The organism is Streptomyces sp. Q2 (assembly GCF_056820935.1).
This window is the reverse complement of record NZ_JBXEJE010000015.1, coordinates 70644-90062: the sequence shown is the minus strand read 5'-3', so window position 1 is coordinate 90062 and position 19419 is coordinate 70644. Positions and strand designations below refer to the sequence as shown.

Here is a 19419-nt window from a genome sequence, read left to right as displayed (position 1 = left end):
CATCATGGCAACCATCGCCGAAGCGTGGTCCGGACCGGCCCGGGAGAGGGCGGGGCCGGACGCCGAACCGGTCGTGCTGGAGCGGGAACTGACCGAGGCCGTACTCGCCGGCGCCGCCCGCTCGGACGTGCTCCACGCGCTGGTCCGGGCGACCGGCCGGCAGGTGCGGCTGCTGTCCGCCGACGGCACGGTGCTGGCGACCACCGACGGTGGATCGGGAGTGGCGAGCACAGTGGCGGACGGAGTGCTCGCCGGCGTGGCAGGACCGGTGGTCGACACGCTCGACGGGCTGCGGGCCACCGCGCTGGCCGTGCGGGCCGGGACGACCGTGGCCGGTGTGCTGCTGACCGTCGGCCCCGGTGACCCGCGCGTGCAGGCACTGACCGGTGCCGCCGTCACCGCGCTGCTCATCGACGCCGTGCGCGCGGGGGACGGCTCGGCCGAGGTCACGCCGCGGCACACACCGGCCGACGTCGTCGCCGCGCTGCGGTCCGGAACGGTGAGCCCCTCGGTGTGGGCGGCGGCCGCGGGACTGGGCATCGATCTGCAGCGACCGCCGGCCGGTGCCGTACTGCACTACAGCGGCTCCCGCCTGCGCGCCTGGTCCACCGCCCTCGCCTGGCTGGAGCACCCCGTGCAACAGGAGGAGCGCACGGCGTGGACGGTGGTGCCGGGTGAGGCCGTGCTCGCCCGGCTGCGAAGCCGGCTGCGCCTCATGACCGGTGACGAGTCCGCCGGTGACCACGTCGTCGCGGCGAGCGGCTCCCACCCCGACTCACCGATCGGTCTCGCCCGGTCCTTCACCGAGGCCGAACGACTGCTCGGACTGGCCAGGGCCCGGCGCGTCCCGCTGCTCACCTTCGGCGGCTGCGGAGTGGTCCGGGTGCTGTTGTCCCTCCCGCGCGCGGAGCTCGAGGCGTACGCCGAGGCGCACCTCGGGCCGATCCGGCAGCGTCCGGAGCTGATGGCGACTCTCCGTGCCTGGCTGGCCGAGAGGGGCAGCCGGCAGAGCGTCTCCGAACAGCTCCACCTCCACCGCAACTCGGTGGGCTACCGGGTGCGCCAGATCAAGAACCTCCTGGGCACGGACCCGCTGCTTCCCGCCGCCTCGGCGGAGCTGCACCTGGCGCTCGCGGCGCTCGACCTGCTCGCCGCCGACGACGAGCGGCCGCGCGGCGACGACGAGCCTGCTTCCGCCGGACACTGAACCCCCTTCGCCTGTGCCGCAGGGGGTGCGGCGGGCGTCCGCGCCCACTCCCGGCCTGCCGCGATCCGCGCTGTGCGCATGACGAAGCGCCTTACTAACAGGCGCAACGCCGACGAAACCCAGTTTTTCCCTACAAGCGTTGACAGCACTGGTCGGCATGGGCAGAGTGGCGTCACAATACGTTCCACCGCCTCGCAATGCGAGACGGCTGAGGTGAGGAGGGGCGAGGTGCGAGCGATGGTGCAGACCGACTTCGGGGGAGCCGAGGTCGTGTCCCCGCAGGACGTCCCGGAGCCGGTGTGCGGTGCGCGCGACGTCGTCGTCGAGGTCGCCTACTGCGGGCTGAACCGCCTGGACCTGCTGCAGCGCAAGGGGCCGGGCCTGATCCCCGGCTTCCGCCTTCCGCACGTGCCGGGCATGGACTTCGCCGGGACGGTGGTGGAGACCGGATCCGCGGTCAGCTCCATCGTCCCAGGCGACCGGGTCATCGCCGACCCCACCCAGGGCTGCGGCAGCTGCCCGCGCTGCTCGGTGGGCGATCGTGCCTACTGCGCCGGCCCGCGCATCCTCGGCGGCAACACCCCCGGCGCGCTGGCCGAATACGTCCTGGCGTCCGCCGCCTCGATCGTCCGGGTCCCTCAGTCCCTGCCGCTCGCCGCGGCCGTCACCCTGCCCACCGCCTTCGCGACGGCCTGGCACGCGGTGCACACGGTCGGAGCACTGGATGCCGGTGAGACCTTCGTCGTGCACGCGGCCGCGAGTCCCGTCAGCCTGGCGGCCATCGCGCTGGCCAAGCAGGCCGGTGCCTCGGTCGTCGCGTTCGCGGGCAGCGACGCGAAACTGGCCGCGGCCCGCGCGGCCGGCGCGGACCTGGCCCTGCGCAACGACGCACCGGACCCGGCGAAAGCGGTGACGGCCTTCACCGACGGCGGTGGAGCGGATCTGGTCCTGGACCACGTCGGGACCGACACCTGGCGCACCTCACTGGACTGCCTCGGCATCCGCGGGCGTCTGGTGCTGCTGGGCAACACCAGCGGCGACCAGGTGTCGTTCTCGCTTCGAGAGGTCTTCCACCGCGGCCTCCAACTGCTGGGCGCCGGCGGCTACACCTCGGCCGACTTCGTCGCCGCCACGTCAGCCTGCTTCTCCGACCGCCTGCATCTGCCCACCGCCGCCCTGTTCCCGCTCACGGACCTCGCCGAGGCCTGGGACGTGCTCGGCGCCCGCGACACCATCGGAAAGGTCGTGATCAAGCCATGACCGATCTGCCGATCGATCGAGCCATGAGCGACCTGCTCATCGTGGGCGGCGACATCGTCACCATGGACTCCGCCCGGCGGGTCCTCACCGGCGCGACGGTCGCCGTGTCCGGCACCAGCATCGCCGCACTCGGTACGGCCGAGGACCTGCGCGCCCGCTTCCCGGGTGCCCAGGAGATCGACGCGTCCGGCTGTGTGGTCATCCCGGGCCTCGTCGACGCCCACCAGCACACGACCGTCGACCCCCTCGTGCGCAGCACCATCCCGGATCACATCAGCTCGCAGTCATCGATCTTCGACTGGATCGTCCCGCTGCACGCCCACGCCGACGGTGATGACGACGAGCTCGCCGCGACCATCACCGCCGTCGAGTGTCTGTCCCGCGGCATCACCACCGTGCTGGAGCCGGGCACGGTGGCCAACCCGGAACGGGTCGCCGCGGGGCTGACCGCCGCGGGCATCCGCGCACGGGTCGGAGGCTGGGGCTGGGACGCCGACGGCGTGCCGTTCGGCGCCCCCGCCGACGAGGCCCTCGCCCGGCAGGAGGAGATCATCCGGGCCCTGCCGGCCACCGGGCCGGTCACCGGGTGGGTGACGCTGGTGGGCCACGACCTCGCCAGCGACGAGCTCTTCGTCGGGGCGGCCAACCTGGCCGAGCGGCTGGACGTCGGCCTGACCTGGCACGTCTCACCGGGACCCGCCGACGTCGAGGCCTACGCCAAGCGCTGCAGGCGCCGACCGGTGGTCCACTTCGGCGAACTGGGAGTACTCGGCCCGCGCCTGCTGCTCGGGCACGCCGTCTGGCTCGACGACGCGGAGGTCGACGCGATCCTCGCCACCCGGACCGCGGTCGCCGCCTGCCCGGGGGCCTACCTGCGCCTCGCCCAGGGCTACACCCGCGCCTCGCGCCACGCCGAACTGGTGCGCCGGGGCGGCCGGGTGGCGCTCGGCTGCGACGCCCACAACGCCGGCGACGCCCCGGACGTCCTCCTGGCCGCCTATCTGTTCGCCGGCCTCGAACGCGACCGTGACCTGCCCGACCCGATCCGCGCCGAGCAGGCGTTCGCGCTCGCCACGGTCGACGGGGCCGAGGCGATCGGTCTCGGCGAGCGGACCGGCTCCCTCGAGGTCGGCAAGGCCGCCGACCTCGTCGTCCTCGACACCAGCGACCCCGCCTGGATGCCCCGGGGCGACCTCGCCCGTCAGCTCGTGTGGGGCCACGTCTCCCGCACCGTCCGTGACGTGCTGGTCGACGGCCGCGTCGTCGTCCGGGACCGGCAGCCGACCGGCATCGACCTCGCCGCCGTCGCCGAGGCAGCCGCCGAGCGGTCCGCCGCCCTCCTGCGGCGCGCCGGCATCGCACCCCGCCCGACCTGGCCGACGCGGCAGGCGGGCACCGCAAAGGAGACCGCCCGTTGAACGTCATCCACATGGCCGGACGCTCTCCGGCCCACAAGCAGGGCCTGCTCTCGCAACTGGTGGTACCGCGGCCGATCGCCATGATCACCTCGCTCGACCCGGACGGAGGGGTCAACGTCGCGCCGTACAGCTACTACATGCCGGTCAGCGGCGAACCGCCGTTGATCGCGGTCACCATCGGCGCTCAGCGGGAGGGCACGGCGGAGCCGAAGGACACCTGGCTCAACATCCAGCGCACGGGCGAGTTCGTCGTCAACGTCACGACCGTCGCGATCGCCGAGCACATCGAGGCGGTGGCCCGCGAGTACCCTCGCGGCGTCAGCGAGATGGACGTCGCCGACTGGCGACCGGTGCCCTCACAGGTCGTCGACACACCGTCGCTGGCCGACAGCCCCGCGCACCTGGAATGCCGTGTGCACGAGGTCATCGATCGCGGAGACCACACCTCCTGCTTCTCGGGCGTGCACATCCTGCTCGCCGAGGTCGTCTGCATCACCACCGACGACTCGATCATGTCCGCCCCGGACCGTATCGACCCCACCCGGGTCCGAGCGGTCGGGCGGATGGGTTTCCCGTACTTCGTCGCCGCGGGTGAGGAGTCCCTCTTCCACCAGGAGCGGGTCGCCTACGCCGAGCTCGACCGCGCCGACACCTCCGCCAACTGACCCACTCCCCGCCCCGCCACCGCCCCTGCCAGGGCGGTTCCACCCAGCGAATGGAACAGCAACCATGACTGCAAGAACCTCGCTCCGGCGTCGTCGGGCCGCACTCGGCCTCGCCCTCGCGGGAGGCCTCGCGCTCTCCGGCTGCGCCAGCAACGCGGCGACGGCACCCAAGACGACCACCCCGGCGAGCAGCAGCAGCGGCTCGGGCCTCAACGAGCCCGACGTCAACGGCGACGGCAAGGTCGTCATAGGCGTCCTCAGTCCCGGCGACATCAACGACCACGGCTACTACGAGAGCTTCGTCGACTCGGCGGACGCCTACGCCAAGGAGAAGAACTGGAAGGTCATCAAGCGCGGCAGTGTGCCCGCGAGCGACGCGCTCAGTGCGGCACGCGCCCTGTGCCAGCAGCACGTCGACATGGTGGCGCTCGCCGCGAGTGAGCTCAAGGCCGCCATCCCGGCCTCCGAGGAGCCGGTCTGCGCCAAGACCGCCTGGTACGTGCCCTCGTCGGCCAACATCGACCAGTCCCCGCGGATCCTGCTGTCCTCCGACAACCCCAACCAGTCGATGCTCGCCGCCGGCTACGCCGCGGGCCTGAAGATGAAGGCGGCCGGCTACACCAAGGCCGGGTTCGTCACCGGCATCAAGGCCGACTTCAGTGTCCTGGGAGCCAAGGCCTTCCTGGCCGGAATCCGGGAGGTCGTCCCCAAGGCCACCCTGGTGAGCACCTACACCGGTGACTTCAACGACTCGGCGAAGGCCAAGGAAGCCATCCAGGCCCAGATCAGCCAGGGCGCCAAGGTCATCTACCCCTACCTCGGGGGCGCGACCGACGCCGCCGCGCAGGTGGCGAACGCCAACGGCGTCCTGACCCTCACTCCGGGCACCGACCGGTGCGCCTCGACCAGTCCGAAGTTCGACATCTCGGTGATCTTCAGCCCGGGTGACTACTTCCGCGCCGCGCTGGAGGACTTCGCCAAGGACAACCTGAAGATGGGCACGCTGCGCGTGTGGCAGCTGGGCGTCGACCCCTTCCCGACGATCAAGATCTGCAAGGGCCAGGGCGACGAGGACCAGCAGCTGGCCGGGTTCATGAAGAAGATCGGCAACAAGGAGATCGACCCGGAGGCCGAGGTCAAGCGCCTCGGCTGACCGCGCCGACGACCCCGAACCCGACCCAGGAGATTCACACGCGATGACACCGACGACCTCAGCAGCTCGGATCCTCGAACTGCGTGGCATCACCAAGTCCTACGGATCCGTCACGGCCTGCGACGCCGTGGACCTCACCGTCGACGCCGGCGAGATCCATGGCCTCCTGGGCGAGAACGGGGCGGGCAAGTCCAGTCTCATGAAGGTTCTGCTCGGGCTGATCCGGCGCGACGCCGGCACCGTGCTGGTGCGCGGTGAGCAGGTCGCGCTGGACAGCCCGCAGGAAGCGGCCGAGCTCGGCATCGGCATGGTGCACCAGCACTTCAGCCTCATCAACGGGCTCACCGTGTGGGAGAACGTCGCGCTCGGCGACACCGGCAAGGTGAACAAGCAGGCCATCTGTGCCGACATCGCCGAGGTCGCCGCGCGGTACGGGCTGCCGGTCGACCCCGAGGCGCGCGTCGACGCGCTCGCGGCGGGCGAACGGCAGCGTGTCGAGGTGGTCAAGTGCCTGCGGCGCAACCCGCAGATCCTGATCCTGGACGAGCCCACCTCGGTGCTGACCCAGGCCGAGTCGCAGGAGTTGTTCGCCGTGCTCGGCCGGGTGGTGCAGGAGGAAGGGCGCGCTGTCATCCTCATCAGCCACAAGCTCGCCGAGATCGAGCAGGCCACGGACCGGGTGACCGTCCTGCGCAAGGGCCGTGTCGCCTTCCGGGCGGTCACCGCCGAGACCACCGCGCCGGAACTCGCCCGCCAGATGGTGGGCCGTGACGTGTCACTGCGCGAAGAGGCCGCCGCCCTCGGCCTGCTGCCGGTGCAGAGGACGCGTACCGGCGAGGGCGGGGCGCACGACCGGCAGCCGCCCGTCCTGCGCCTCGCCGGACTCACTGTCGAAAAAGGCGGGGTCAGGGTTCTGGAAGGAGTCGACCTGACCGTGGGCGCGGGCGAGATCTGCGCCCTCTACGGTGTCGAGGGCAGCGGCCAGGCGACGCTCGGCGACGTCCTCGCCGGGCTGGTCCCGCCGACCGCCGGCACCATCGAGGTCGCCGGGCGCCGGGTCGACGTGACCCGGCCCGGCGCGCTCGCGAAGGCCGGCCTCGGCATCGTGCCGGAGGACCGGCACCAAAGCGGCGTCGTCCTTGACATGAGCGTCACCGAAAACCTGACGATGAAGTCGCTCGGCAAGGTCAGCGGCCGGTTCCTGCTGCGCCGGCGCGCGATGGCCGCCGAGGCCCGTCGCCTCGCCGACGAGTTCAACATCATCGCGCCCTCGCTCGACGCGCCGGTACGCAGCCTGTCCGGAGGCAACCAGCAGCGCGTCGTGCTCGCCCGGGAACTGTCCGGTCACCCCAGCGTCCTGGTCGCGGCGCAGCCCACCCACGGGCTGGACGTCGGCGCCATCGAGGACATGTACGCCCGTCTGCGCAGGGCGGCCGCCGAAGGCGTCGGAGTGCTGCTCATCTCCACCGAACTCGAGGAAGTCATGGCCCTTGCAACCTGGATCGCGGTGATCTCGTCCGGGCGGATCACCGGAGCACTCCCTGTCTCGGAGGCGACCCCCGAGCGCCTCGGCATGCTGGTCGGCGGTGAGGCCGCATGAGTGCCGCCGCACCGACCGGTGCCGACGATCTCGCCCGGCGCTTCCTCGCCCGGCTTCGGCCCGGGCGCGGTGGCTGGATGGCACCGGGCCTGACCGTCGTCCTGGTCGCCGTCGCCGCGGGCGCGTCCGCGCTGCTGCTCGTGCTGACCGGCGGCTCGCCGAGTGCTTCGGCGGCCGCGATATGGACAGGGAGTCTGGCCGACGCCACGGGATGGACGACGACGCTGCTCAACGCGGCGCCGCTGCTGCTGGTCGCGGTCGGCGCGTGTGTCTGCGCGGCCGCCGGCACGTTCAACATCGGCCAGGAGGGACAGGTGCTCATCGGCGGCCTGGCCGGAGCCTGGGTCGGGCTGCGGCTGGCCCTGCCCGGTCCCACCCTGGTCGTCGTGGTCATGATCGCCGCGGCGGTCGGCGGCGGCGTCTGGGCCGCGCTCAGCGCCCTGATGCTCCGCTACCGCGGTGTCAACGTCGCCGTGAGCACCCTGCTGATGACGTTCCTCGCCATCCAGCTCGTCACGTTCGCGGTCAGCACGCCGTTGCTGCAGGAGAGCAAGCAGGGTTCCTCGGGCATCGCCGACGCGGCGTCCAACCCCCTGCCGGCGAACGCCCAGCTCGGCGGCTTCGGGCAGTACCCGTCCGTGCAGTGGAACCTGGGTCTGTTCATCGCGCTCGTCGCAGCGGTCGGTGTCGCCCTGGTCCTGAGCCGCAGCCGGTGGGGCTTCCGGGTGCGCATGGTCGGACTGAATCCGCTGACGGCCAAGCACACCGGCGTCCGGGTGGCCGCGCTCGGCGGCTTCACCCTGGCGCTGTCCGGTGCCTTCGCGGGGCTGGCGGGCGGGCTGCTGCTGGTCACCCCGGTCGGCACCAACCGGTTGCAGCCCGGGCTCTCGGACAACTTCGGCTGGGACGGCCTGCTCGTCGCGCTCGTCGCCCGCAACCGGCCCCTGGCCACGATCCCGGTCTCGCTGGCCTTCGCCGTGCTGCGTGCGGGCGGTGACTTCCTCTCGGCCACCGGCGTGCCGTACTTCCTCGTCGATGTCGTCAAGGCGTTGCTGGTCCTCGCGTTCGTCGCGCCGCCCGTGCTCGTCGATCTCTTCCGCAGGCGTCGCGGTGCCTCGCCGCAGGCGGCGCCCGCCGTGTCCGTTGTCCCGACCAAGGTGAAGGCAGCCGCGTGAGCGCACTGGACAGCACCACCACCATTCTCGCCAGCGGTGTCCGGCTGACCGTGCCCCTGGCGTTCGCCGCCTGCGGTGAGTACGTGGCCGAGCGCGCCGGCACGATGAACATCTCCGTCGAGGCGATGATGCTCGGCGCCGCGTTCACCTCGATCGCCACCGCCAGTGCGACCGGCAGCGCCACCGCCGGCCTCGTGGCCGGGGTCGTGACGGGCCTCGTCCTCGGCTTCGTGCACGGCAATCTCTCCCACCGGGCGCAGATCAACACCTTCGTCGTCGGCCTGGTGCTGAACGCGCTGGTGCTCGGACTGACGAGCTACCTGATCACGACGAACCAGTTCGCCTCGCACCAGGTCCACATGCTGTCGATACCGCTGCTGCAGGACATCCCGCTCATCGGCAAGCCGCTGTTCTCCGAACGCTGGCCCGCCTTCCTGCTGCTCGCGCTGGTCCCGCTCACCTGGTGGCTGGTGGAGCGCAGCCGCTGGGGCCTGGAACTGCGGGCGGTGGGGGAGAACCCGCAGGCCGCCGACGTCACGGGCATCAAGGTGAACATGCGGCGCCGGCAGGCTCTGCTGTGGTGCGGCGCGCTGGCCGGTCTGGGCGGCGCGTACCTCGCGGTCGGTGAGGTCGGGTCGTTCAACCAGAACATGACCGCCGGCCGCGGATACATCGTCATCGCCGCGGTGATCTTCGGGGCGTGGCGGCTCGGCCGGACGCTGCTCGGCTGCCTGGTGTTCGGCCTCTCCGACGCGATGCGCCTGGCGCTCCCGGCGCTCGGTGTCACCCTCAACGCCCAACTCCTCGTCGCGGCACCGTATCTGCTCGCGCTCCTCGCCATGCTGCTGTTCACCACCCAGCACCGGGAGCCCGGCGCGCTCGGCCGGCCCTTCGAGCGCGGGTCGACGTGACGGTCCCCTGGCGAGGACGGATGCCGGCTCCGCGAGGCGAAGCCGGCATCCGTTGTGGGTGGGCGATCTCGCCGTCAGCGGCGGCGCAGCGCCGCGGTCTCCAGCGCCGGCGGTGTGTGGCCGACGTCGAGCGGGTTGAGCACGCTGCCCGGCGCGACGAGTTCGTCGATCCGGTCGAGTGCCTCGGCCGACAGCGGCCGGTCCACCGCGGTGAGCTGCGACACCAGCTGGTCGTGGGTGCGTGCGCCCATGACGGCCGAGGTGACGCCGGGATGGGCGAGCACGAACCGCAGCGCCAGCTCGACGAGCGTGCAGCCCTCCTCGGCGGCCAGGCGCACGAGTTCCTCGACGACGGCCAGCTTGCGCGTGCGCACCTGCTCGTCGGCGAAGTCGAAGTGCTCGCTGTTTCGCAGCGCGCGCGAGTCCGCCGCCGGTTCGGCGTCGGCCCGGTACTTGCCCGTCAGCCAGCCGCCGTTGAGCGGGCTCCACACCATGACGCCCATGCGGTGCCGCTCAGCGGTGGGCAGGGCAGCTGCCTCCGCGTGCCGGGCCAGGATCGAGTACGACAGCTGCTCGACGGTGAACCGCTCGCGGCCACCGCGCCGCGCCGCCCACTGTGCCTCCACGATCTCCTCGGCCGGGAAGCTGGAGGAGCCGATCGCCCGCACCTTGCCCGCCCGCACCAGGTCGCTGAGCGCACCGAGGGTCTCCTCGACGTCGGTGTGGGGATCGGGACGGTGGACGAGGTACACGTCCAGGTGGTCCGTTCCCAGCCGGCGCAGGCTGTCCTCCACGGCACGCGTGATCCACAGCCGGGAGGTGCCGCCCCGGTTGCGGTCGAGCGGGCCCGCGGGCATCCGGCTCGCGACCTTCGACACCAGGACGACGTCGTCGCGCCGTCCCTTCAGGGCCCGGCCGATGATCTCCTCCGACTCGCCGAAGGCGTACACGTCGGCGGTGTCGATGATGTTGACCCCGGCGTCCAGCGCCGTCGCCACCATGCGGTGGCACTCCGCCTCGTCGGTGTTGCCCCAGGCGCCGAACATCATCGACCCGAGGCACAGCTGACTCACCTCGATGCCCGTTCCACCCAGAATTCGGTAGTGCACGCTTGCCCTCGTCTCCCAGCCGACGCCCTGTCGCTGTCCTCTCGCAGGCTTGCACGGGGGCAGGCACGAAACCGATGTCGCGCGGGGCCAGCATCCCTGGCCTGCGTGTTGTGTCCGCAGCACATCGACCTTCGGGTGCGGGCACGCCTAGTCTCAAGGAAATCCCACCCACTCACGATGGAGGTACCGTGGCCACCGGTCTCACCTCGGCCCGCTGGACTCACCTCGCGCTGCCGACCGGCGATCTCGACAAGGCGATCGCGTTCTACACCACCCTGACTCCGCTGGTCGTGGTCGAGCGGTTCAAGGACGCCGACGGCGAGAGCGTCTGGCTCTCCAACGACCAGCAGGCCGAGACACCCTTCGTGCTCGTCCTGGTGTCGTTCAACAAGGACAAGGGCGGCCAACTGGGCCTGCTGCACCCCTTCGCGCACATCGGCATCGAGGTGCCGGCGCGGGAGGACGTCGACGCGCTCGCGGACCGGGCCCGCGAGCTGGGCTGCCTGCACTGGGAGCCCCGGCAGATGCCGGAGCCCGTCGGCTACATCTGCGCTCTGAAGGATCCCGACGGCAACGTCGTCGAGATCTCCCACGACCAGCGGGTGTTCGACTCGGTCCGCAAGAAGTGGGGTTCGTCCTGAAGGACACCCGCGCCGCCGTCGAGGCCTACCTCGCGGCGTTGAACGCACACGACGCCGTCGCCGTGGCCGCCTGCGTGGACGAGGACTTCGTCAACGAGCACACGTCGTCGACGGGACGCAGCCGCAGGGGCCGTGCCGAGTACCGCGCGGCGCTGACCGGGTTCTTCGACGACTTCGGGGACCTGCACTACGCCCCCGAGTGCGTCCTCGTCGACGGTGAGTCGGCCGCGGTGCCGTACGTCATGACGTTCCGGATGCGTTCGGCGGGCGACCGCCCCGTGCGCGTGCGCGGCGTCTTCGTGTTCACCGTCGCCGACGGCCTCATCATGCGCCGTACGGACTACTGGGACAGCGGTGAGGTGCAGCGCCAGCTCGCCTGACACCCGCGGCCGGCAGCCTGGAACGAGCGCCCTTCGACACCCCGTCCGCCTCTCGTGCGGACGGGGTGTCGGCGTGCCCGCAGCCGACCCGCGTATCACTTCGCATGATGGCGTCTCGTATTGCTTGACACGATGTCGTCTCGCATTGAAAGATGGCGTCATGCGAGTGGTAACGACACAGGCCGGCCTGGGCCGGATCGAGGACGGGGCCATCGCCCTGCTGGACACGGCTTTTCCGCACGTCGGCGCGGTCCTCCAGCAGGAGGGCACCCTGCAGTGCCTGGCGTCCTGCGCGGTGCGCCGGCGGATCCCGCTCGACGAGACCACGCTCGTGGCGCCGTTGGGCCGCCCCCGCGCGGTGTGGGGCGTCGGGCTCAACTACGCGTCGAAGGCGGCCCGGGCCGGCCGGGGACTGCCCGAGCAGCCGATCCTGTACCTGGCCGCGTCGTCCGCCGTCCTGGCACCCGGCGCGCGGGTGCTGATCCCGCGGACCGTGACCGAACCCGACTACGAGGGGGAGATCGCGGTCGTCGTCGGACGCCGGCTGTACCAGGCGTCCGAGTCGGAGGTCTGGCCCGCGATCGCCGGCATCACCGCGGCCAACGACATGACGGCACGCGACGTCATGCGCACCACGGCGGTGCCGGCCCTCGCCAAGAGCTACCCGGGGTTCACGCCGCTCGGCCCGTCGATCTGCACGCCCGACGACCTCGCCGACCGCGACGCGATCCGCGTACGGACCCGGGTCAACGGCGAGCTGGTGCAGGACGACACGAGCGCCGGGATGATCTTCGCGGTCACCGACCTGCTCAGCCGGCTGTCGTGGTTCAGCGCCCTCGAACCCGGCGACGTCGTCCTCACCGGAACCCCGGCCGGCACCGGCCAGGACCGCGCGTGCTTCCTCGCCGACGGCGACGAGGTACGGGTCGAGGTGGACGGCGTACTGCCCCTTGTCACCCGCGTCGTGCGTCCCACGGACGCCTCACTGCGCCACCCCCGGCTGACCGAACCGGTCAGCTGACCGCCCCTCACCCTGGAGCACACACCGATGCCCATCTCCTCCGCGTCGTCCTACGACCTCGTCCTGGCCGGCGGCACCGTCATCGATCCGGCGTCGGGCACCAACGCCCGGCTCGACGTGGCGGTCACCGGTGACCGCATCGCCGCGATCGGGGAAGGGCTGGCGGCGGGCGCGGCCCGCACGATCGACGTCACCGGCTCCACCGTGCTGCCGGGCCTCGTCGAGGGCCACACCCACATCTTCCAGTACGTCTCCGCCGTCGGCGCCCCCGCCGAGGAGGCCCACCTGCGCCGCGGCGTCGTCGCCGCGGCGGACGCGGGCACCGCCGGTGCCTCGACGTTCGCGGCCTTCCGCAAGCTGGTGGTCGAGGCGAACCCGCTGCGCATCGTCAACTTCCTCAACGTCTCGGTGCTCGGCCTGATCGACTTCAGGTTCGGCGAGCTGCTCAACCCCGACACCCTGGTCCCGGAGGACGCGCTCGCGACCGCCGAGGCCCACCCCGACATCGTGCGCGGCTTCAAGATCCGGCTGTCCGAGGACGTCGTGGGCGAGAACTGGGAGGCGCTGCTGAAGAAGTCCGTGGCGCTGGCCGAACAGGCGTCCCTCCCGCTGATGGTGCACATCGGCGAGACCGAGGAGCCGGTGCCCGTCGTCCTGGACTACCTGCGCCCCGGCGACATCGTGGCGCACTGCTACACCGGCAAGCCGAACGGCATCCTCGACGGCGACCAGGTGCACCCCGCGGTCATGGCGGCCCGCGAGCGCGGCGTGCTGTTCGACTCCGCCCACGGCAAGAGCAACCTCAGTTTCGAGGTGGCGCGCCGGGCGATCGCCGACGGATTCCTGCCCGACATCCTCAGCTCCGACACCAGCGCCCGCAACTGGCGCGGCCCGGTGTTCGACCTGCTCACCAGCATCTCCAAGCTGGTCGCGCTCGGCGCGCCGCTCGAGGAGTGCATCCGGCGGGCCACCGTCGCCCCGGCGCAGCTGCTCGGGCTCGACACCGAGGGCTACGGGCGCCTGGAGGTCGGCGGACGGGCCGACGTCACGGTCGTCGACTGGACCGACGAGGTCACCCTGCCCGACGCCGCGGGCAACACCATCCTGGCGCCGCGCCTGGAGCCGAGCGTCGTGCTGCACGCCGGCGCCGAGGTCGACATCGTGCCGTGGCGCGGTCTGCCGTCGGCATGAGACGCCCGCCCGTCCTGGGAAGGACGCGATGAGCGTCCGTGACGTCCACCCGCTGCGGCGCCGGCTGCGCGCGGCCCTGACGGCGGGGCAACCCGCCGTCGGCACCTTCGTCAAGCTGGCGACGCCGGACGTGGTGGAACTGGCCGAGGCGGCCGGGTTCGCGTTCGTGGTCGTCGACCTCGAACACTCCACCCTCACCGAGCAGAACGCCGTCGACCTGGTGCGTCACGCGCACGCCTGCGGCCTGCCGGCCCTGGTCCGCGTGCCCGAGGTGGACGCCCCCGCCGTCAACCGGCTGCTGGAAGCCGGGGCGGCGGGGATCCAGCTGTCCATGCTCACCCGCGTCGCCCAGGCCGAGGCACTCGTGGCGGCGACCCGGTTCGCGCCCGCCGGCCGCCGGTCGGTCAGCCTGGCCAACCGGGCCGCCCGGTTCGGCGCGGTCCCGCTGGCCGCCTTCCTGGGCGCCGAGCAGGACGACCCACCGGTGCTGGTCGGCCAGATCGAGACGGCGCGGACCGATCCTCTGCCGGATCTGCTCGCCCCTCTCGACGTGTGCTTCGTCGGCAGCACCGACCTCGCGGTCGACCTGGGCCTGCCGGCGGACCCCGCGGTGCTGCGCGCCGCGGTGGACCGGGTGCGCGAGGCCGCCCGCTCGGCGGCGGTGGCTTTCGGAGGCTGGGTGCCGGCCAGGAATGCCGCCGTCGACCTGGGCCTGGCTGACGCCGACTACCTGGTCGTCGGCTCCGACCTTCAGATGCTGGCGGCCGCCCTGCGCGCGGCCGCCGGAGAGGAAAACCAGTGACCACACGCAACACAGCGCTGTTCCACACCGTCGTCAACTGGGACGAGCTGCCGGTGACCCAGGTACGACCGGGGGTCCGCCGTCGCGTCTACGCGACGGACGAGATGATGATCTGCCACCACGAGCTCGACGTCGGTATGACGCTCAACCCGCACCGGCACGAGGACTTCGACCAGCTGGTCCATATCGCCGAGGGGCGCGCGAACTACTACGTGGACGGCGTCGCGCACGACATGCGCGCGGGGTCGTTCCTGCTGGTTCCCCGCGGCAGCGAGCACTACGTGGAGCCGACGGAGTCCCCCTGCGTGAACATCGACTTCTTCGTCCCGCCGCGGGCCGACCTGCTTCCCTGAGCGCAGCGCCGACGTGCTGAACACGCAGGGCCTCCGGGTGGAGTGGATGCGTCTGGCATTCACTCCACCCGGAGGCCCTTTTTCTGTCACACCGTGAGCGACGTGCGGATCGCGAACCGCGGGCCCGCCGCCCCCGGCATCCGGGTCAGTCGGCGGTAGGTGCGCCGTTCGAGTTGCCCAGCCGCTGCGACAGCGCGCGGGTGGTCTCCAGCAGTGCCTTGGCCATCGGTGAGTCGACGTCGTCGGGGACGGTCGCCGTCGTGCCGACGACCGCGAGTGTCCCGCTGATCTCGTCGCCCTCGAAGATCGGCGCCGCGATGGTACGGACGCCGTTGACGGCGGGGGAGTTGACCGACAGCCCGTGCCGCCGGATGGCGTCGAGTTCGTCGGTGAGCTCGGACGACTTGCGGACCGAGCGAGGCAACGCCGGTACCTGGTCCGGAGGCAGGAACGTGAGGAAGATCCGTCCCTGTGCCGAGGAGGTGAGATCGAGACGCGAGCCGACCCGGACGCTGATGCGCACCATGTGGTCGGTGTTGTCCACCGAGCGCACCACGGTCGGCGACTCGCCGTCCCAGACCGACAGGACGATCGTCTCGTCGATGCGCCGGACCAGATCCTCCATGTACGGCTCGGCGGCGGCGACGATCGGCAGGCCGGCCCGCGCGGCCGAAGCGAGCGTGAGCACCTGAGGGCCGAGGGAGTAGAGCGAGGTGCGTTCGTCGTACCGCAGCAGGTTCGCCGCCCGCAGCGCCTTCGTGTAGCGGTGCGCGGTCGCCTTGCTCGCCCCGAGACGCGCGGTGATCTCGTTGAGACTCATGTGCGGCTTGCCGACCGTGAACGAGCCGAGGATCAGCGCCGCACGCTGCACGGTCTGGATGGTCGGCGCGGTCGTGTCGGGACCGCTTCGCTCGCCGGTGCCGGGCTGCGCCTTCGTGACCATGAAATCTTGCTCCTGTCCCGTATTCAATAAGATGGTAAGACGTTGAATGGAACGTCGTATCGGATAGCGTAACGGTGAGAGCCGGGTAAATGTGCGGGAAGGGCGAGGAAAAGCGCCCCCATCACCGGGACCCGCCGCCCGTGCGCGGGCACCGCCCCGACTCGGTTCGAGAACCTCACGCATCGGAGGAGTGCCCCGGCGTCAGGGAGCGTGCCGGGTCGAGCAGGGAGGCGATGTGGTTGACGGCGAGGGCCGCCTCGCCGAAGCCGATCGAGATCAGACTGACCTTGCCGTCGTGGTCGGCGATGTCGCCGGCCGCGAAGACGCGCTGCCGGTTGGTGCGCATCGTGCGGTCGACGAGGATGCGCCGACGGCGCAGCTCCAGACCCCACTGCTCGATCGGGCCGAGATCGGCGATGAACCCGAGCGCGGCGACGACGGACTGGGCGGGCAGGCTGATCCGGTCGCCGTCCGGGCCCGTGACCACGACCTCCGACACCACCCCGTCGCCGGAGATCTTCTCGACCTCGTAGGGCGTCAGGACCCGCACGGAGGACGCGTGCACCTGCTCGACGGTGCGTTCGTGGGCCCGGAACCGCGTACGCCGGTGCACCACCGTCACCGACGAGGCGATCGGCTCCAGCGACAGCGCCCAGTCCAGCGCCGAGTCCCCGCCGCCGACCACCACGACGTCGTGACCTGCGAGTTCGGCCAGCCGGGGCACGAAGTACCGCAGTCCCCGGCCCAGGTAGTCGGAGCCCACGGGGAGCTCGCGGGGGACGAAGTTGCCGATCCCGCCGCAGACGAGCACCGCGCCCGCGGTGATCCGCGCGCCGGCGTCGGTGGTGGCGACGATGCCCTCGCCCGCGTCGTCGAGGCGGGTGACCCCGTGCCCGAGCAGGTAGGCCGGGTTCCACCGCCCGGCCTGCTCGGCCAGCCGGTCCACCAGGTCCTGGCCGCGGACGGCGGGGAAGCCGGCCACGTCATAGACGAGCTTCTCGGGGTACAGGGCGGTGATCTGCCCGCCCACCTCGGGCAGGGCGTCGGCGACCGCGACGCTCATGCCGCGGAAGCCCGCGTAGTACGCGCCGTACAGCCCGGTCGGGCCGGCGCCGATGATCAGCAGGTCGACGGACACCTCGGGGCCGGCGTCCGTGGCGGCCCGGAAGCCGCTCACGCTCCCACCTCGGGGTGGTCGTGTCCGATCCGGCCGACCTTGCGTGCGCCGCCGGGCGACCCGAGCGGCTCGCTTCCGAGGATTTCGAGGGTGAAGAACTCGGCGTTGACTCGCTGGGACTGCTCGGCCTCGGCCGGCAGGTCCTCGTGGTGGAAGATCGAGATCTGCGGGCAGACGGGTTCGCAGCGCCCGCACTCGACGCATTCGTCGGGCTGGATGTAGAGCATCCGGTCGCCCTCGTAGATGCAGTCGGCCGGGCACTCTTCCATGCACGACTTGTCCATGACGTCGAGACATGCCTGGGTGATGACGTACGGCACGGGCTTCTTGCCCTTCACACGATCGCACAGAATGCGAGATGGCATCTTCTATTACGGAATGGATGATGGCGGCGTCGGCCTGAGGTGTCAACCCTCGTCGATTGCTTGACACTGTCGCGTGTGCTAGGAGAAGCTGATGCGACATACGAGATGGCGTCTCACAGCGCGCCACTCGGGTCGGGACTTGTGAGAGGCAAAGCCGTAATGGGAAGCAACCCCCGGACCGTCCCAGCACCGATGGTCGTCGAGAACTGGGACCAGCTCACCTTCCGGGTCAACCGCGAGGCCTACCGCAGCGCGGAGATCTTCGCCCGGGAACGCGGCTGGGTATGGACACACACCTGGCTCTACCTCGGCCACGAGACCGAGATCCCCAACCCCAACGACTTCAAGGTCCGCACCCTCGGCGGCCGGCCGCTGATCTTCTGCCGGGACAGTGCCGGCGAGGTGCACGCGTTCCTGAACTCCTGTCCGCACCGCGGCACGGTGCTGTGCCGCGAGAACGAGGGCTCGACCAGGCTCTTCCAGTGCTTCTACCACGCCTGGACATTCCGCAACAACGGTGAGCTCGCCGCGATCCCCGACGCCGACGCGTACGAGTCGGGCGACGAGTTCAAGGCGTCCATGGGGCTGCGCGGCGTCCCGCGCCTGGAGATCCACGAGGGATACGTCTTCGTCGCCTTCGACCCCGACGTCCCGCCACTGCTCGAGCACCTCGGCGACGCGGCCGACTACATGACGATGATCGAACAGCAGCACGTCGGCGGCATGACCACACTGCCCGGCACACAGCAGTACAGCGTGCGGGGCAACTGGAAACTCGCCGTCGAGAACGCGATGGACGGCTACCACTTCGCGCCGACCCACAACACGTTCGTGGGCTACCTGCGCGAGAGCGGCTTCGCCGTCAGTGACGACAACCAGTTCGCGTACAACCTCGGCAACGGCCACGGACTGCTGGTCCTGACCGGGCACGGCGGGCGGATCAGCATGCTCTGGGAACCGCGCTTCGGCGAGGACGAGCGCGTGCGCACCGAGCAGCACCGGGCCGAGATGACGCAGCGGCTGGGGGAGAAGCGGGCGCACCACGTGGCCGACGAGAGCCACATCCTGTTCGTGTTCCCCAACCTGCTCCTGTTCGACATCGAAGGGCTGTCGATCCGGCAGCTGGAGCCGGTGGCACCCGACCAGACCGACGTACGCGCCTGGCAACTGGTCCCGCGTGACGAGGACCCGGCCGCGCGCGCCCTGCGCATGAAGACGGTCGTCAGCTTCGTCGGCCCGGGCGGCCTCGCCACGCCGGACGACATCGAGGCGTACGAGGCGGTCCAGCGCGGCATCCAGGCCACGGCGGGCACGGCCTCGCCCGAGCTGGACTACAGCGACATGTCGCGCGGCATGGCCGACGAGGTCAAGGGCGTGCAGGGCAGGTCGACCGACGAAGGCGCGATGCGGGGCTTCTGGCGGCACTGGGTCGAAACCGTCGGGCTCGATGACGGCCTGGAAGTCCACGGCGAGCGTCCGGCGTCCTTCCTCGCGGGGAGGGACGTGCGATGACCGCGATCACCAACACCCACTCCGTGCGGTGCCAGGGACGCACCATCACCCGGCCGGAGGTGGAGGACTTCCTCTACTCCGAGGCGGACATCCTCGATCACTGGGACTACGACGGCTGGCTGGCCCTCTTCGAGCCCGGCGCCCGCTACGAGATCCCGACCACCGACTACCGCCCCGGCTGGTCGCCGCACGAGACCGGATCCTTCGTCGACGACGACTGGGACCTCATCCTCGCCCGGGTCAAGCGCCTCAAGTCCCGCAAGGCGCACGCCGAGAACCCGCACTCGCGCACCCACCGGCTGGTGTCCAACGTGCGCTTGTCCGAGCACACGCAGGACTCCTTCCGGGTCGCGGCGTCCTTCGTCGTGCACCGCGCCCGCGACGGCCACTTCGACGCCTACGTCGGCTGGTACGAGCATGTGCTGGTGCCGACCGAGGACGGACTGCGTTTCCGGCTGCGGCGCTCGATCCTCGGCCACGAGTCGCTGGCGGCAGGCGCCCGGCTCAGCTTCATCCTCTAGCCGGCGACGGATGGT

At 71.3% G+C, this 19419-nt stretch carries 20 protein-coding genes; 16 read left to right on the top strand and 4 right to left on the bottom strand.

All coding sequences use genetic code 11. The annotated features are described in order from the left end of the window. Positions 1–4 precede the first annotated feature (4 nt). The 8 genes from ACWBNA_RS18175 (at position 5) to ACWBNA_RS18140 (ending at position 9389) form a co-directional block, all read left to right on the top strand. A complete protein-coding gene (locus ACWBNA_RS18175) occupies positions 5–1207 on the top strand; it encodes a PucR family transcriptional regulator (protein ID WP_482705402.1) in 1203 nt (400 codons plus the stop codon). Positions 1208–1444: 237 nt separating this feature from the next. Continuing rightward, positions 1445–2467 (top strand): alcohol dehydrogenase catalytic domain-containing protein, encoded by a 1023-nt coding sequence (locus tag ACWBNA_RS18170; RefSeq protein ID WP_482705401.1) that lies wholly within the window; start codon positions 1445–1447, stop codon positions 2465–2467. Continuing rightward, on the top strand, positions 2464–3885 hold the full coding sequence (locus ACWBNA_RS18165) for an amidohydrolase family protein (protein ID WP_482705400.1): 1422 nt from the start codon (positions 2464–2466) through the stop codon (positions 3883–3885). Before ACWBNA_RS18170 ends, ACWBNA_RS18165 begins: the two co-directional genes overlap by 4 nt. Beyond that, on the top strand, positions 3882–4550 hold the full coding sequence (locus tag ACWBNA_RS18160; protein WP_482705399.1) for a flavin reductase family protein: 669 nt from the start codon (positions 3882–3884) through the stop codon (positions 4548–4550). The genes ACWBNA_RS18165 and ACWBNA_RS18160 overlap by 4 nt, the downstream gene beginning before the upstream one ends. Positions 4551–4614: 64 nt before the next feature. Then, positions 4615–5703 (top strand): BMP family ABC transporter substrate-binding protein, encoded by a 1089-nt coding sequence (locus ACWBNA_RS18155; protein WP_482705398.1) that lies wholly within the window; start codon positions 4615–4617, stop codon positions 5701–5703. A gap of 43 nt (positions 5704–5746) precedes the next feature. Beyond that, positions 5747–7303 carry an ABC transporter ATP-binding protein gene (locus ACWBNA_RS18150; protein ID WP_482705397.1) on the top strand — a complete coding sequence of 519 codons (1557 nt, stop codon included), beginning with the start codon at positions 5747–5749 and terminating at the stop codon, positions 7301–7303. Further along, complete coding sequence (locus ACWBNA_RS18145; RefSeq protein WP_482705396.1) at positions 7300–8478, top strand: ABC transporter permease; 1179 nt, start codon at positions 7300–7302, stop codon at positions 8476–8478. The genes ACWBNA_RS18150 and ACWBNA_RS18145 overlap by 4 nt, the downstream gene beginning before the upstream one ends. Continuing rightward, complete coding sequence (locus tag ACWBNA_RS18140; protein ID WP_482705395.1) at positions 8475–9389, top strand: ABC transporter permease; 915 nt, start codon at positions 8475–8477, stop codon at positions 9387–9389. Before ACWBNA_RS18145 ends, ACWBNA_RS18140 begins: the two co-directional genes overlap by 4 nt. A gap of 74 nt (positions 9390–9463) precedes the next feature. Here ACWBNA_RS18140 and ACWBNA_RS18135 read toward each other — a convergent pair whose 3' ends face one another. Beyond that, entirely contained in the window at positions 9464–10498 is a 1035-nt protein-coding gene (locus tag ACWBNA_RS18135; protein ID WP_482705394.1) for an aldo/keto reductase, read from the bottom strand. A 188-nt stretch (positions 10499–10686) separates the two neighbouring features. On the opposite strand from ACWBNA_RS18135, the gene ACWBNA_RS18130 reads away from it, so the two are divergent. The 6 genes from ACWBNA_RS18130 (at position 10687) to ACWBNA_RS18105 (ending at position 14886) form a co-directional block, all read left to right on the top strand. Next, a complete protein-coding gene (locus ACWBNA_RS18130; RefSeq protein ID WP_482705393.1) occupies positions 10687–11139 on the top strand; it encodes a VOC family protein in 453 nt (150 codons plus the stop codon). After that, complete coding sequence (locus ACWBNA_RS18125; RefSeq protein ID WP_482705392.1) at positions 11124–11519, top strand: nuclear transport factor 2 family protein; 396 nt, start codon at positions 11124–11126, stop codon at positions 11517–11519. Before ACWBNA_RS18130 ends, ACWBNA_RS18125 begins: the two co-directional genes overlap by 16 nt. Before the next feature lie 160 nt (positions 11520–11679). After that, the gene (locus tag ACWBNA_RS18120) at positions 11680–12540 is read left to right on the top strand and encodes a fumarylacetoacetate hydrolase family protein (RefSeq protein WP_482705391.1); all 861 of its coding nucleotides are present in this window, start codon (positions 11680–11682) and stop codon (positions 12538–12540) included. Between the two features lie 27 nt (positions 12541–12567). Next, positions 12568–13731 carry an amidohydrolase family protein gene (locus ACWBNA_RS18115; RefSeq protein WP_482705390.1) on the top strand — a complete coding sequence of 388 codons (1164 nt, stop codon included), beginning with the start codon at positions 12568–12570 and terminating at the stop codon, positions 13729–13731. Positions 13732–13759: 28 nt separating this feature from the next. Beyond that, positions 13760–14533, top strand: a complete 774-nt coding sequence (locus tag ACWBNA_RS18110; protein ID WP_482705389.1) for an HpcH/HpaI aldolase family protein — start codon at positions 13760–13762, stop codon at positions 14531–14533. Further along, a complete protein-coding gene (locus ACWBNA_RS18105; protein WP_482705388.1) occupies positions 14530–14886 on the top strand; it encodes a cupin domain-containing protein in 357 nt (118 codons plus the stop codon). Before ACWBNA_RS18110 ends, ACWBNA_RS18105 begins: the two co-directional genes overlap by 4 nt. A gap of 145 nt (positions 14887–15031) precedes the next feature. Here ACWBNA_RS18105 and ACWBNA_RS18100 read toward each other — a convergent pair whose 3' ends face one another. The 3 genes from ACWBNA_RS18100 to fdxA form a co-directional block, all read right to left on the bottom strand. After that, entirely contained in the window at positions 15032–15829 is a 798-nt protein-coding gene (locus ACWBNA_RS18100) for an IclR family transcriptional regulator (RefSeq protein ID WP_482705387.1), read from the bottom strand. A gap of 175 nt (positions 15830–16004) precedes the next feature. Next, positions 16005–17006 carry an NAD(P)/FAD-dependent oxidoreductase gene (locus ACWBNA_RS18095; RefSeq protein ID WP_482705386.1) on the bottom strand — a complete coding sequence of 334 codons (1002 nt, stop codon included), beginning with the start codon at positions 17004–17006 and terminating at the stop codon, positions 16005–16007. Then, on the bottom strand, positions 17003–17371 hold the full coding sequence (fdxA, locus tag ACWBNA_RS18090) for a ferredoxin (RefSeq protein ID WP_482705385.1): 369 nt from the start codon (positions 17369–17371) through the stop codon (positions 17003–17005). The genes ACWBNA_RS18095 and fdxA overlap by 4 nt, the downstream gene beginning before the upstream one ends. Positions 17372–17563: 192 nt before the next feature. Here fdxA and ACWBNA_RS18085 point away from each other — a divergent pair, with 192 nt between their 5' ends. Both ACWBNA_RS18085 and ACWBNA_RS18080 read left to right on the top strand, forming a co-directional pair. Further along, positions 17564–18883 (top strand): aromatic ring-hydroxylating oxygenase subunit alpha, encoded by a 1320-nt coding sequence (locus ACWBNA_RS18085; protein ID WP_482705384.1) that lies wholly within the window; start codon positions 17564–17566, stop codon positions 18881–18883. Then, the gene (locus tag ACWBNA_RS18080; protein ID WP_482705383.1) at positions 18880–19404 is read left to right on the top strand and encodes an aromatic-ring-hydroxylating dioxygenase subunit beta; all 525 of its coding nucleotides are present in this window, start codon (positions 18880–18882) and stop codon (positions 19402–19404) included. The genes ACWBNA_RS18085 and ACWBNA_RS18080 overlap by 4 nt, the downstream gene beginning before the upstream one ends. Positions 19405–19419 lie beyond the last annotated feature (15 nt).